Raw genomic sequence first — 12,988 nt, forward strand, 5'->3', positions numbered from 1 at the left:
TTTTCAGCTTTTCCTCCGTGTTTAGCGAAGATTTCAGCTTTTGTTTCTTTACTTAAATACATTCCAATATTTATTTAAATGATTATTATGTATGAATTAAGACTTTCTCAATTCGTGTGCAAAGGTAATTTTATTTTTTGATTAGGCAAATAAAAAACTTGCAATGACTTAAAAAAGTTTCGCAACTTGCTCATTCACAAACTCTAAAAATCTTTCGTCTGCCTCGGTAAAAGGATTGATCACATGACTGTCGATGTCAATTTGACCAATATTGATTTCATTAACAAATAACGGTACTACAATTTCTGATTTCACGGTAAAGCTGCAGGCAATATAATTGTCTTGTGCCGATACATCAGGAACCACAAAGTTGGCATTGGATTCAGCTACTTGTCCGCAAATGCCTTTTCCAAATGGGATTACAGTATGATCGGTTTCGGCACCCACATATGGGCCAAGATGTAACGTTTTGTTGTCGTGGTTGGCAAAATAAAAACCAACCCAGTTGTAGTAGTCTACGTTATCAGATAAGAATTGGCAAAGATTTTTTAGTTTTGCCTCTCTTTCAACATTCGATTCGGAAAGAATAGCAACTACTTGCGGTTTTAAGTTTTCGAAATTCATTTTTCAATTTTTATGCAAAAGTAGCGACTGCGCTTTTTTAATTTTATATAAATTTGTTAAAAATTCTATTTTGAAGAATCTGCTGCTGCAATACAAGCCTTTTTTACTTTTTCTTGCGAAATTCTTGCTGACTTACATCTTGCTGACAGTGATTTATCAAACGTATTTAAATCGGTTTGAAACTGAAAAAAACGAAGTCGATTCTTTTTCACAATGGGTAGCACATCAAACCCAATCGGTACTCACTTTGTTTGATACCGAAGTCTATACCGAAGCACATCCAACCGAACCCAGTATCAAAATCATATACAAAGGACAATACATTTCCCGAATCATAGAAGGGTGCAATGCCTTGAGTGTGATTATTTTGTTTGTTGCCTTCGTCGTTGCTTTTACGGGAAAACTCAAGCAAACGCTCATTTTTATTCTTATAGGAAGCGTTATAATTCATCTTTTAAACATCGCCAGAATCGCTTTGTTGTCTATCGCTTTATACCATTATCCCGAGTATGAACACCTGCTACACGGGGTTGTCTTTCCTTTAATTATTTACGGAATCGTATTTTTACTTTGGGTGATTTGGGTCAATAAATATTCAATCCATGCTACAACTACTGCTAAAAAATAAATCAAAAGTGTTTTGGTCTTTATTGCTGATTGGATTGTTAATCTGCATCAGATTTTTTGAAGATCAATTGTTTTACGACCCGTTTTTGGCGTATTTCAAGAGTGAATATGCGCACACAAAGTTGCCTCAGTTTAACTTGTTCAAGCTGTTTTTTAGTTTGGGCATTAGGTTTTATCTCAATTCAGTAATTTCTTTGTTTTTGTTGTATGTAATTTTTAAAGACACCAAAATCGTCAAGTTCTCCATGTTGCTTTATATGATTTTAGGATCTGTACTCATGATAAGCTTCATTTTTGTGCTGACCTTCTTCGGTGAAGAAAACAAAATGACCTTATTCTACCTGAGAAGATTTTTAATCCAACCCTTATTTATAATGCTTTTTATCCCAGCGTTTTATTATCAGAAACAAGTTAAAAAGTAAGCGATATTTCGTAACTTTACTGTATATTCTGCCAGTCGGAATTTAAATTTGTTTGATATGAAAATTGTAAAGCACTCGGGAAGTATAGTCGATTTTAATCGCGATAAGCTCAAAAACTCTTTGCTCAAATCGGGTGCCGATAAAAAAGTGGTGGAAGAAGTTTTGCAAATCATCGAAAAACAAATCTATGAGGGTATTTCCACCAAAAAAATTTATAGGTTAGCTTTTAGCTTACTCAAAAAATCATCCCATTCTCATGCGGCCAGATACAATTTGAGAGCTGCTTTGCAATTGCTTGGTCCGGCCGGTTTTTTCTTTGAAAAGTACATTGCCCGATTGTTTATTTCCGAAGGTTATTTGGCGCAAACCAATCTATTTTTGTCCGGCAAATGCGTTGGACACGAAATTGATGTGGCCATTTTGAAAAACAACTGTCTGGAAATGGTAGAGTGTAAGTTTCATGGCAAAAGCGAAACCAATTCAGACGTCAAAGTGCCAATGTATATTTTGTCGAGATTCAACGATTTGAAAGACAGGAAGCATTTGATTTTTACCGAGAAAGATACCATTTCGGGTTGTTGGATAGTTACCAATAACCGTTTCACAGCCGATGCCATGACTTTTGCCCATTGCTCAGGGTTGCAATTGTTAAGTTGGGATTATCCAATGGATTTCAGTTTGCGCAAAAGAATAGACGAAGGACAATTGTATCCGGTTACCTGCTTGACTACTTTGACTTTGGCGGAAAAAGACAAACTCTTGGTACAGGATGTTGTTCTGGCCAGAGAAATCATTAACAATATGGAAGTGTTAGAACAAATTGGTTTGAGTCCGATGCGGATTAAAAATGTAATCAAAGAAGCTTCCGAACTATGTAAATACATTTAAAATGAAAATCAAATTCCTAGGCGGTGCAGGTACAGTAACCGGTTCCAAAACTTTAATCGAAAGCAATGGAGTCAACATTTTGATCGATTGCGGTTTGTTTCAAGGCATCAAACCTTTGCGAGAACTCAATTGGGAACCGTTGCCGATTTTACCCAATACCATCGATTTTGTCTTGCTCACTCACGGTCATTTAGACCATTGCGGTTGGTTGCCAAGATTGGTCAATCAAGGGTTTGAAGGAAAAATTTATGCTACGAGTCCAACCAAAGACATAGCCAAATTAATTCTGTTGGACAGCGCCAAAATACAGGAAGAAGAAGCCGAAAAAGCCAACAAGGAACATTTTTCTAAACATGAAAAGGCCGAACCGCTTTACAATTTGGAGCAAACTGAAAAAGTTTTCCCGCTGTTCAGAGTGATCAAACCCAATGAAGCAGTAAATCTCGATGCCGAAATTACAGCTAAATTTAGCAATGCCGGTCACATTATTGGTGCTTGCAGTATAGAATTGCAATTGGAAAATAAAACCTTAGTCTTCTCAGGCGATATCGGTCAAGATGATGATGTGTTGATGTACGCACCCGTCAAACCTCAAAAAGCCGATTATGTGTTTTTAGAAAGCACCTACGGCAATCGCATTCATCCGGCAGAAGATGTAAAATTATTATTAGAAACCTACATCAACAATACCGTTCAAAATAACGGAACTGTCATCATACCGAGTTTTGCGGTTGAACGTGCGCAGACATTGATGTATTTGCTTTGGCAACTTAAAAAAGAAGATCGAATACCTGATATTCCGTATGTAATTGATACGCCCATGGGCATTAGCGTACTCGATGTTTTTAGAGACAATCGGAATTGGCACAAATTATCCGAACAGGAGTGCGTCGAGATGTGTAAAATGTTTACCATGAATTCCGACTATCAGGAAACGATTGCGACTATTTTTAACAAAAACCCCAAAGTAATTATCGCCGCCAGTGGCATGATTACCGGAGGAAGAGTGTTGAGTTATTTGGAGCGCTACATCGGTTTGCCTGAAACCACCGTTATCATTGTAGGTTATCAAGCCGAAGGAACTCGGGGAAGAAAATTGTTGGAAGGCGCTAGCGAAATTAAAATTTATGGAAAATACTATCCGGTTTTGGCCAAAATTTTAGAAATCGAAGGCTTGTCGGCTCATGGAGACCAAAATGATTTGCTCCGTTGGCTTTCGGCACTCAAAAACAAACCGCAAAAAGTATTTTTAGTGCATGGCGAAAATGAGCCAAGCGACGAACTGCGGATAAAAATTCAAGAAAAGTATGGCTTTGATTGTTCTGTACCGATGATGGGCCAAGAGATTGAAATATAAGATTTAAGACCATTTTAAGTTTTTGAAAAAGTTATATTGTTAACTTTGCGGCATGAACTTTAAAAAGCACATAAGTATAATAACCGCTTTGTTGATATTGGTTTCCAATTCGGGCTTGGCGTTTAGTGTGCATTATTGTGAAGGGAAAATAGCGTCTATTTCATCGGTCTTTTCGGAAGAAGAAGTTTGTCAAATGCCCATAGAGGTTGAAAAAACTTGCTGTGCTAAAGTAGAAACTACTCATGAAGATTGTTGTTCCGACAAGAAAGTTGACTTAAAAAACAAAACCGAGAAAATCATTCTCAAAACAGTTTCACTCGATTTTGAACCCGCTTTTTTCTCTGAATACAAAACGCATCTCTTTACAGCAGCTGATTCGCCCAAATGTGCAGCTGAAAAAGTGGCTTTTTATTGCGACTCCAACGCGCCACCACTTTATAAACTCTATTGCCAATACACTTTTTACGCCTGATTTAATCTGAATTCCGTTCGGATTCTCATGGTTTGTCATGGGAATCATTGAAATTGAATTAATTTTAAATCAATAAAAATGAGAAAAACATTGTTGTTCCTACCAATGTTGTTTTCTGCCATGAGTTTTTCACAAGAGGATATCAAACAAGATACTTTGAAAACCGTAACGGTAGAAGGCAATCAAAAAGGAATAAAAAAATCCATAAAAGGCGCCGCCAATACTACTTTGGTTACCAGTAAGGAATTACTCAAAGCGGCTTGCTGTAACTTGGCTGAAAGTTTCGAAACCAATCCGTCTATCGATGTTAATTTTTCGGATGCGTTAACCGGAACTAAGCAAATTAAAATGCTTGGATTGACCAGTCCGTACATCATGATTACTGAGGAGAATGTGCCGTCAGTTCGCGGCGCTTCTCAAGCTTACGGTTTGTCGTTTACTCCCGGGACTTGGGTTGAAAGCATCCAAATTACCAAAGGCGCCGGAAGTGTGGTCAACGGCTTCGAAAGCATTTCGGGCCAAATCAACACCGAATTAATCAAACCCATAGGCGATATTCCGTTCTTTTTGAATGCCTATGGCGATAACGGAAGTCGTTTCGAATTGAATACCCATTTCAATAAAAAAGTGTCTGATAAATGGGCGACCAGTTTGTTTGTTCACGGCAATGCTCGTGTAGCTAAAAACGATATGAACGACGACGGTTTTATGGACAATCCATTGGGCCAACAATTCAATATAGTCAATCGTTGGCAATATGCTAATTCGGAAACGGGTTGGGTTTCGTTTTTGAATCTGCGTTATATGAACGATGAAAAGCAAACCGGTCAACTCGATTTTGATCCCGACAGAGATAAATTAACCACCAACTTTTGGGGTTCTGAAATCAATACTGAGCGACTGGATTTCAGTTCTAAAGTTGGCTATGTTTTCAAAGACATACCTTATCAAAGCATCGGTTTTCAAAATGCTTTCAGCAATCACAACCAACAATCTTATTTCGGGTTAAACCAATACAATATCAAGCAACAAAGTTATTATTCAAATTTAATTTTCAATTCCATTATTAGCAATACGATGAACAAGTTTGCCACGGGATTGAATTTTTCGTATGATAAATATTCAGAGTTTGTGAATGTAACCGATGTGAGCAGAATAGACAATTCGGTTGGGGCTTTCTTCGAATATACTTTTGATGATAACGACAAGTTCAGTTATATTTTGGGCGGAAGAGTAGATTACCACAATAGGTTGGGGGCTTTTTTTACGCCACGATTGCACTTGAAATACAATCCATGGGAAAAATCAGTGATTCGTTTTTCGGCCGGAAGAGGCAAACGTGCGGCTAATATTTTTGCAGAAAACCAAAACCTTTTTGCCAGTTCCAGAGTCTTTTCGGTTTTAGATACTGCCGGTAAGATTTATGGTTTAGACGCTGAAATTGCATGGAACTATGGCTTGAGTTTTACCCAAAACTTTATGTTTTTCGGAATGAAAGCCGATACCACTATCGACTTTTACCGAACCGATTTCCAAAACCAGGCCGTCGTTGACGTGATGAATTCGCCGCAGCAAGTGTTGTTTTATAATTTAGACGGAAAGTCATACGCTAATAGTTTGCAGCTGGATTTCAACCTGGAAATTATCAAGCATTTGAATGTGAGAACGGCTTATAAATATTTCGACATTTCCACCGATTATATTTCGGGCAGTTACCAAAGACCTTTGCAAGCCAAGCATCGTTTTTTTGGAAATGTTGAATATGCTACACACATAGTAGAAAAAGGAAAGCAATGGAAATTTGATTATACCTGGAATTGGTTGGGTAAACAACAATTGCCCAATACGTCAACCAATCCGCATCATGATAGATTTCCCGAGTTTTCGCCTTCGTTTTCAACAATGAATGCACAAATTACGCGAACTTTTTCGAGTACTTTTGAAGTCTATCTCGGCGGAGAAAACATAGGGGATTATACCCAGCACAGAGCTGTTTTGGGTGCAGACAATCCTTTTGGTCCTACTTTTGACACATCAATTGTCTACGCACCGGTATTCGGAGCTATGTATTATGCCGGATTGCGATTTAAAATTAAATAGTAACGATATAATTTAAAATTAAAACAATGAAAAATATAGTAATAGGAATACTGGTGTTGCTGGTGTCATTTACAGCACAAGCCCAAGTGAAAAAGAATAAGAATGCCAAGTACAATATTGAAGTCAACGGCAATTGTGAAATGTGTAAAAAACGAATCGAAAAAGCAGCTTATTCAGTATCCGGAGTCAAGAGTGCCGATTGGCATATTGATGACCATTTGTTGCATTTGATAATCAATGAAGAAAAGTGTTCAATTGCGGAGGTCAAAAAGGCGATTGCAAAAGTAGGACATGATACAGACGATATCAAAGCTACAAAAGAAGACTACGAAAAACTTCACGGTTGTTGCCTGTACGAAAGAATATAATTTTAAAAACTCCTTATCTTTTAAGGAGTTTATTATTGTTATTTTTACCAAAAAACTACTGCTTTGAAAATAGTATTTACGGTTATCAGTCTCATTTGTTTCTCTTTAGGATTCTCCCAAAAAACCAACCAAGACCAAAGGATATGGATGGCTTATACAGGCCAATACAAAGCCTCTCCACATTGGGGTTATCACATGGAAGCTCAGTTTAGAATGGACAATCAATTGGAGCAAAACCTACAGAATTTGTTTCGAATTGGAGCGGTTTATCATTTTTCTGAAGCGAAAAATATCACAGCCGGTTACGCTTTGGTAAACACTTACAATGCAACAGCCGATGATTTTTTTAAAGAAAATCGACTTTGGGAACAATACCAAGTGACCCAAAAATGGTCTAAAGATGTTTTGGTCAACCGCTTTCGATTAGAGCAACGTTGGGTGGAACAATTGAGTATTTCAGAATTTGACCAAATAACATCAAAAACAGTATACCAAAATAGATTTCGTGTTTTGAATCGGTTTTTGTGGCATTTGATACAACTAAAATCTGAGAAAGAATCGCTCTATCTTGTTTTGCAAAATGAACTTTTTGTTACTATAGGACAGAATTCGGTGAATTCAAAAGTGATTGATCAGAACCGTTTTTTAGTTGGCTTCGGACTCAACTACAACAATACTATTCGTTTGGAATTAGGTTATCTCAATCATTATATTACTTCTACTTCGAGCAATGATTTGATGAATCACACGATTTCAATTTCTTTGTTTCACAATATCGTGTTATAAAAAGTATAAAGTAACCGCTATCCCAAAAAATATCCTTAATTTCACGCTCGAATTTTTTACCCTTAAATTTTTAATCCATGAATGATTTTGATTGGATGCAGTTGCTTAATCCGGAGTTTTATATTACCATGTCACTGGGTGGCGTGAAGGTCGGGCTTTGGATTGTATTGTTTATTGTATTTGCCGAAACCGGTTTGTTTGCAGGTTTCTTTTTGCCGGGAGACAGTTTGTTGTTTTTAGCCGGAATTTACAGCCGTGATTTGGTGGAGAACTTTACTTTTATTGAAAGTGATGTTTTAAATGTGACGTTATTGGCTGTTTTAGTTGCGGTTTCCGGAATTATTGGAAATATGGTTGGGTATTGGTTTGGCTCCAAAAGCGGTTATTATTTGTATAAAAAAGAAGATAGTTTTTGGTGGAAGAAAAAATACCTCATTCAATCCAAAGACTTTTTTGAACGCTATGGTGGTAAGGCCATTATTTTTGCCAGATTTTTACCGGTAGTAAGAACCTTTGCTCCGATAGTAGCCGGAATTGTAACTATGGATAAGAAGAAATTTATGTTTTACAATATTTTGAGTTCTTTCTTATGGTCGTTTACTTTAATCTTCTCAGGACATTATTTATACGGAATGTTTTTGGATAAGTTTGACATTGACTTAAAACACCACATTGAAAAAATCGTGATAGCTATTATTTTGATTTCAACTTTCCCGGTTTTTCTCAAAATGATAAAAAAGACACCGAACACAGAATCGGATACATAATAAAAAAAAGCCTCAATCTCTTGAGGCTTTTTTATTTTATGCTATATTATTACATCATGCCGGGCATTCCGCCACCCATTGGCATTCCGCCACCGGCGTTTTCTTCTTTAATCTCGACTAAAGCACATTCTGTAGTTAAAATCATTCCGGAAACTGAGGCTGCATTTTCCAAAGCTACTCGAGTAACCTTTTTAGGGTCGATGATTCCGGCTTTTAACATGTCTACATATTCATCGGTTTTGGCGTTGTAACCAAAGTTAGCTTTGCCTTCAGCTACTTTTGCAACTACTACCGAACCTTCTAAACCGGCATTCTCAACTATAGTTCTCAAAGGTGATTCTACGGCGCGAGATACAATTTGAATTCCGGTAGCCTCATCAGCATTATTGGCTTTTAGTTTTTCTAAAACAGATTTGGCTCTAAGCAGCGCAACACCACCACCGGCAACAATTCCTTCTTCAACGGCTGCACGAGTCGCATGTAAAGCATCATCTACGCGGTCTTTTTTCTCTTTCATTTCTACTTCTGATGCGGCTCCAACGTATAAAACAGCTACACCACCGGCTAATTTTGCCAAACGCTCTTGAAGTTTTTCTCTGTCGTAGTCGGAAGTAGTAGTTTCCATTTGGGCTTTGATTTGATTGACACGATTTTTAATCATGTCGGCATTTCCGGCACCATTCACTACAGTAGTATTGTCTTTATCGATGGTTACTTTTTCGGCAGTACCTAACATTTCCAAAGTGGCGTTTTCAAGGGTATAACCACTTTCTTCCGCAATTACGGTTCCGCCGGTTAAGATGGCAATGTCTTCTAACATGGCTTTTCTTCTGTCACCAAATCCGGGAGCTTTTACCGCAGCAATTTTTAAGGCACCTCGCAATTTGTTTACAACCAAAGTTGATAAAGCTTCCCCGTCAACATCTTCAGCAATAATCAATAATGGTTTTCCTGATTGGGCTACTGGTTCTAAAACCGGTAATAATTCTTTTAAGGAAGACACTTTTTTATCATACAATAAAATGTAAGGTCTTTCCAATTCCACTTCCATTTTTTCAGGATTGGTCACAAAGTAAGGTGATAAATAGCCGCGATCAAATTGCATTCCTTCTACCACATCAACATAAGTGTCAGTTCCTTTGGCTTCTTCAACAGTAATTACACCTTCTTTGCCTACTTTGGCGAAAGCGGTAGCAATTAATTCACCAATTACTTCATCGTTATTGGCGGATATAGAAGCGATTTGTTTGATTTTTTCTGAGTCGCTGCCAACAACTTGAGCTTGTTTGCCTAAGTCAGCTATGATGGCTTCTACGGCTTTATCAATACCGCGTTTTAAGTCCATTGGATTAGCACCTGCGGCTACGTTTTTCAAACCTTCTTTTACGATGGCTTGGGCTAAAACCGTTGCTGTTGTAGTTCCGTCACCGGCTAAATCATTGGTTTTAGAAGCAACTTCTTTAACCATTTGTGCGCCCATATTTTCGAGAGGGTCTTTCAATTCAATTTCTTTAGCCACCGAAACACCATCTTTAGTTACGGTTGGGCCACCAAAGGATTTTGAGATGATTACATTTCTTCCTTTTGGTCCTAAAGTTACTTTTACTGCATTCGCTAAGGCATCTACACCACGTTTTAAACCGTCGCGAGCTTCAATGTCGAATTTTATATCTTTTGCCATTTTGTTTGTTGTTTATAGTCTTAATACTTAATACTCAAATCTTAAAATTTAGTTAGATAATCGCAAGAATATCATCTTCGCGCATGATTAAATAATCTTTACCGTCGAACTTTAAATCGGTTCCGGCATATTTGCCATATAAAACGGTATCACCAACCTTAACAGTTAAGGGTTCGTCTTTTTTTCCGTTACCTACTGCCACTACAACACCTTTTTGCGGTTTTTCTTTAGCAGTATCAGGAATAATAATTCCGGAAGCTGTTTGGGTTTCTGCTGCTGCCGGTTCCACAATAACTCTGTCAGAAAGAGGTTTAATGTTTAATGCCATGATGTTATATTTTTAATGTTATAATAATTATGTTGACAACGCTTTTTCAGAAATTATGCCAATGAGATAGTACTGTCATTTTTTCCTAAAAAAAATGCCAGCATGTCAGCGCTGGCATTTGGTTTAAGAATAAATCTTACTTATTTTTTTCTTCTGTCGGTTGCGCCGGAGTAGCTGCAGGAGTTTCTGTAGCAGTTTTAGGAGCAACAGCTTCAGTTTGGTCGATTACTTTTGAATCGGTTTGACCTCCGCCCATTCCCGGGAAACTTAAACTTGATAACAAAATCAAAGCAATTAAAACAGCTGCCAAAGTCCAAGTACTTTTATCTAAAAAGTCTGTTGTTTTTTGAACACCGCCCAACATTTGCGATCCGCCCAATGAAGAAGACAAGCCGCCTCCTTTAGGGTTTTGAACCATAACGGCAATGATTAATAAAAAACAAACCAAGGTTATTAATGCTAAAAAGATGGTAAACATGATGAATTATAATTAGTTATTATTTTGTTGTAAAATCTTTATATCCGAAATTCGGTTTGCAAAGAAACTACTTTTTTCCGGATATTTCAAAATTAATATTTCATAAGCTTGAATTGCTTTGGAATATTTTTTTTGTTCCAAGTAAACTCGGGCTAAAGTTTCAGTCATTAAATAAGATGTGTCTTCGGAAAAGGCTTCTATTGCGGGCACAACTGCATCTTTGGCTATCGGAATAATTTTCGGATTGTTTTCGATGAATTTATCAATTAAGGCTAATTTCTTCTTTTTGCTTTCATCATCACGACTGATTTCTTGCAAAGTTTCTTCTCGAACTATGGGTTTTAATCTTGCCAATTGCAGCCATTCTTGGAAGGAATGTTTTTCATTTTTAGAAAACTCTAATGGTTTTCCTATTTCTAATTTTTCTTCCACTTTTTGTTCTTCATTCCCTCCGGCTTCTTTAATAGAGGTCAAGATAGATTGTTCTAGCGGATTAGTAGTTGTTTCCTTGTAGGCAACCTTTACTTCTTCTAGTCCAATTACGTTGATATTCATTAACTCTTCGAGTTTTTTTTCGTAATGTCCTTTTTGAACAGAAACAAATGAATCTGAAGTAATAAAATCGAATAAAATGCTCCTGTCTGTGGTAAAAGCAGCTGAAACTTTTAGCGCATGATTGTAATTAAAACTATCCTGATTATACAAATGTTTTAACTTCAACACTCGAGCACTCTGGAAATAGGGGAAAGCACTCAGCACTTGGTCTAAGGTTTCCGCATACCTTTCGTTGATGGCTTCGGGTTTGTTGAGTAAATAGGTGTAATCGGTTAAATTCATTTTTAGTATTCAGTGTTCAGTGTTCAATAAATCCGGCGGTGGCTAACTGCCAATTATAATCTGCATACTGATGGCTCTTCTTTTACCATTTAGCTAATGATTCGTTGAAAATATCTTGTGTAATTCGTTCGAAAATAACATCTAAAGCATCAGTTAATTGAGAACCTACTAATTGACTATTGCCGCTGTAATCGTAAAAGAATGAAAATCTTTTCTCAAAATTATCTTCTTCTTTATTTTTATTTGAAAAGCGAACCATAACGGAGATGGTCAATCGGTTTTGAGCCGCTCTTTGATCGGCAGTCGCCGTCATTGGAGTTACTCTGAATTCTACAATTTCACCTTCATACAGTAATTCGCCATTAGTATTGGTTAAGTTCAAATTGGTTTGGTTTTGAATTAAATCCTGCAAACGCAAAGTGAATGTTCTTTCAATGCCCGGTTCCACTAATTCAGCAGTATTTTGAAAATAGTTCACCTGAAATGTTTTAGCATTAATGGGTTTGGCTCCGGTGAAATTATACACACCACAGCTGTTAATGCTAAAAGCAATAATGAATAATAAGATGATTTTAATACTTTTCATGAATTTATTTTCGCGGGTAAATATAGCCAATATTTGGTTTTGGTTTTTGGTTTCAATTTTTTTACAAATCAAACTGTTTTATTTTACGATACAAAGTTCGCTCTGAAATCCCTAATTCATCGGCGGCTGCTTTTCGTTTGCCTTTATTGCGTTCTAAAGCTTTTTTGATGAGTTCCAGTTCTTTGGCTTCTAATCGAAGGGTTTCTTCTTCGTCTACGGTTTCTGCCATTAAGTAGTTGGCATCATCTTCGTCGTCAAATTCCTCTTGCTGCGACTGATTTGGCGTGGGAATCACATTGATATGAGGTTCTGATTCAAATACAATTTCGTTATCGTTGTCTTTGGAACCATATACTTTTTGTATCAAACTCGGATTAATATCTTGCACTTTTGAACCATTTTTCATCAGTTCTAAAGTCAGTTTTTTCAAATCGTTCAAATCGCTTTTCATGTCGAAAAGGACTTTATATAAAATGTCTCTTTCGGTTGCAAAATCACTATCTGATTTTTTACCGCCAATGACTGAAGGCAACGAACTGCCTTCTACCGGTAGGTAAGATTGTAAAGTGGCTAAGTTGATGTCGCGATTGGTTTCTAATACAGAAATCTGTTCTGCAACATTTCGCAATTGACGAATATTCCCACTCCAACGATAGCGTTGTAAAAA

Annotated in this window: 16 protein-coding genes; 9 read left to right on the forward strand and 7 right to left on the reverse strand. The window is 37.0% G+C overall.

Annotated elements, in window-relative coordinates; all coding sequences use genetic code 11:
• Positions 1 to 168 precede the first annotated feature (168 nt).
• Positions 169 to 624 (reverse strand): GAF domain-containing protein, encoded by a 456-nt coding sequence (locus tag ACIQ32_RS09070; protein ID WP_396195371.1) that lies wholly within the window; start codon positions 622 to 624, stop codon positions 169 to 171.
• Between the two features lie 70 nt (positions 625 to 694).
• Here ACIQ32_RS09070 and xrtF point away from each other — a divergent pair, with 70 nt between their 5' ends.
• From xrtF to ACIQ32_RS09115, 9 genes are all read left to right on the forward strand, one after another.
• Positions 695 to 1,252 (forward strand): exosortase family protein XrtF, encoded by a 558-nt coding sequence (gene xrtF / locus ACIQ32_RS09075; protein WP_396195372.1) that lies wholly within the window; start codon positions 695 to 697, stop codon positions 1,250 to 1,252.
• Positions 1,227 to 1,673 carry an exosortase F system-associated membrane protein gene (locus ACIQ32_RS09080; RefSeq protein WP_396195373.1) on the forward strand — a complete coding sequence of 149 codons (447 nt, stop codon included), beginning with the start codon at positions 1,227 to 1,229 and terminating at the stop codon, positions 1,671 to 1,673. Before xrtF ends, ACIQ32_RS09080 begins: the two co-directional genes overlap by 26 nt.
• Positions 1,674 to 1,730: 57 nt before the next feature.
• Positions 1,731 to 2,561 (forward strand): ATP cone domain-containing protein, encoded by an 831-nt coding sequence (locus ACIQ32_RS09085; RefSeq protein WP_396195374.1) that lies wholly within the window; start codon positions 1,731 to 1,733, stop codon positions 2,559 to 2,561.
• Position 2,562: 1 nt separating this feature from the next.
• The gene (locus ACIQ32_RS09090) at positions 2,563 to 3,918 is read left to right on the forward strand and encodes an MBL fold metallo-hydrolase RNA specificity domain-containing protein (protein WP_396195375.1); all 1,356 of its coding nucleotides are present in this window, start codon (positions 2,563 to 2,565) and stop codon (positions 3,916 to 3,918) included.
• A gap of 52 nt (positions 3,919 to 3,970) precedes the next feature.
• Entirely contained in the window at positions 3,971 to 4,390 is a 420-nt protein-coding gene (locus ACIQ32_RS09095) for an HYC_CC_PP family protein (RefSeq protein WP_396195376.1), read from the forward strand.
• 78 nt (positions 4,391 to 4,468) lie between these two features.
• Positions 4,469 to 6,490 (forward strand): TonB-dependent receptor plug domain-containing protein, encoded by a 2,022-nt coding sequence (locus tag ACIQ32_RS09100; protein WP_396195377.1) that lies wholly within the window; start codon positions 4,469 to 4,471, stop codon positions 6,488 to 6,490.
• Between the two features lie 26 nt (positions 6,491 to 6,516).
• Positions 6,517 to 6,858, forward strand: a complete 342-nt coding sequence (locus tag ACIQ32_RS09105; protein WP_396195378.1) for a heavy-metal-associated domain-containing protein — start codon at positions 6,517 to 6,519, stop codon at positions 6,856 to 6,858.
• Positions 6,859 to 6,921: 63 nt separating this feature from the next.
• The gene (locus ACIQ32_RS09110) at positions 6,922 to 7,644 is read left to right on the forward strand and encodes a DUF2490 domain-containing protein (protein ID WP_396195379.1); all 723 of its coding nucleotides are present in this window, start codon (positions 6,922 to 6,924) and stop codon (positions 7,642 to 7,644) included.
• Between the two features lie 77 nt (positions 7,645 to 7,721).
• Positions 7,722 to 8,411, forward strand: coding sequence for a DedA family protein (locus ACIQ32_RS09115; RefSeq protein WP_396195380.1), 690 nt, complete (start codon positions 7,722 to 7,724; stop codon positions 8,409 to 8,411).
• A 49-nt stretch (positions 8,412 to 8,460) separates the two neighbouring features.
• Here the strand turns inward: ACIQ32_RS09115 and groL are convergent, their stop codons facing one another.
• From groL to ACIQ32_RS09145, 6 genes are all read right to left on the reverse strand, one after another.
• On the reverse strand, positions 8,461 to 10,092 hold the full coding sequence (groL, locus tag ACIQ32_RS09120; RefSeq protein WP_396195381.1) for a chaperonin GroEL: 1,632 nt from the start codon (positions 10,090 to 10,092) through the stop codon (positions 8,461 to 8,463).
• A gap of 52 nt (positions 10,093 to 10,144) precedes the next feature.
• Positions 10,145 to 10,420, reverse strand: a complete 276-nt coding sequence (gene groES, locus ACIQ32_RS09125) for a co-chaperone GroES (RefSeq protein ID WP_396195382.1) — start codon at positions 10,418 to 10,420, stop codon at positions 10,145 to 10,147.
• A 136-nt stretch (positions 10,421 to 10,556) separates the two neighbouring features.
• The gene (gene secG / locus ACIQ32_RS09130) at positions 10,557 to 10,898 is read right to left on the reverse strand and encodes a preprotein translocase subunit SecG (protein WP_396195383.1); all 342 of its coding nucleotides are present in this window, start codon (positions 10,896 to 10,898) and stop codon (positions 10,557 to 10,559) included.
• 12 nt (positions 10,899 to 10,910) lie between these two features.
• Entirely contained in the window at positions 10,911 to 11,735 is an 825-nt protein-coding gene (locus tag ACIQ32_RS09135) for a tetratricopeptide repeat protein (RefSeq protein WP_396195384.1), read from the reverse strand.
• Between the two features lie 82 nt (positions 11,736 to 11,817).
• Positions 11,818 to 12,321 carry an LPS assembly lipoprotein LptE gene (gene lptE / locus ACIQ32_RS09140; RefSeq protein WP_396195385.1) on the reverse strand — a complete coding sequence of 168 codons (504 nt, stop codon included), beginning with the start codon at positions 12,319 to 12,321 and terminating at the stop codon, positions 11,818 to 11,820.
• 61 nt (positions 12,322 to 12,382) lie between these two features.
• Positions 12,383 to 12,988: helix-turn-helix domain-containing protein (locus tag ACIQ32_RS09145; protein WP_396195386.1), on the reverse strand; the 606-nt coding region annotated here is incomplete at its 5' end.

This window comes from Flavobacterium sp., assembly GCF_044373165.1.
Lineage (GTDB): Bacteria > Bacteroidota > Bacteroidia > Flavobacteriales > Flavobacteriaceae > Flavobacterium.

Excerpts from the sequence above, each read along its gene's own strand:
- ACIQ32_RS09070 (WP_396195371.1), bottom strand. The coding sequence starts at position 624 with ATGAATTTCGAAAACTTAAAACCGCAAGTAGTTGCTATTCTTTCCGAA.
- ACIQ32_RS09080 (WP_396195373.1), top strand. The coding sequence starts at position 1,227 with ATGCTACAACTACTGCTAAAAAATAAATCAAAAGTGTTTTGGTCTTTA.
- ACIQ32_RS09085 (WP_396195374.1), top strand. The coding sequence starts at position 1,731 with ATGAAAATTGTAAAGCACTCGGGAAGTATAGTCGATTTTAATCGCGAT.
- ACIQ32_RS09090 (WP_396195375.1), top strand. The coding sequence starts at position 2,563 with ATGAAAATCAAATTCCTAGGCGGTGCAGGTACAGTAACCGGTTCCAAA.
- ACIQ32_RS09095 (WP_396195376.1), top strand. The coding sequence starts at position 3,971 with ATGAACTTTAAAAAGCACATAAGTATAATAACCGCTTTGTTGATATTG.
- ACIQ32_RS09100 (WP_396195377.1), top strand. The coding sequence starts at position 4,469 with ATGAGAAAAACATTGTTGTTCCTACCAATGTTGTTTTCTGCCATGAGT.
- ACIQ32_RS09105 (WP_396195378.1), top strand. The coding sequence starts at position 6,517 with ATGAAAAATATAGTAATAGGAATACTGGTGTTGCTGGTGTCATTTACA.
- ACIQ32_RS09115 (WP_396195380.1), top strand. The coding sequence starts at position 7,722 with ATGAATGATTTTGATTGGATGCAGTTGCTTAATCCGGAGTTTTATATT.
- groL (WP_396195381.1), bottom strand. The coding sequence starts at position 10,092 with ATGGCAAAAGATATAAAATTCGACATTGAAGCTCGCGACGGTTTAAAA.
- groES (WP_396195382.1), bottom strand. The coding sequence starts at position 10,420 with ATGGCATTAAACATTAAACCTCTTTCTGACAGAGTTATTGTGGAACCG.
- secG (WP_396195383.1), bottom strand. The coding sequence starts at position 10,898 with ATGTTTACCATCTTTTTAGCATTAATAACCTTGGTTTGTTTTTTATTA.
- ACIQ32_RS09135 (WP_396195384.1), bottom strand. The coding sequence starts at position 11,735 with ATGAATTTAACCGATTACACCTATTTACTCAACAAACCCGAAGCCATC.
- lptE (WP_396195385.1), bottom strand. The coding sequence starts at position 12,321 with ATGAAAAGTATTAAAATCATCTTATTATTCATTATTGCTTTTAGCATT.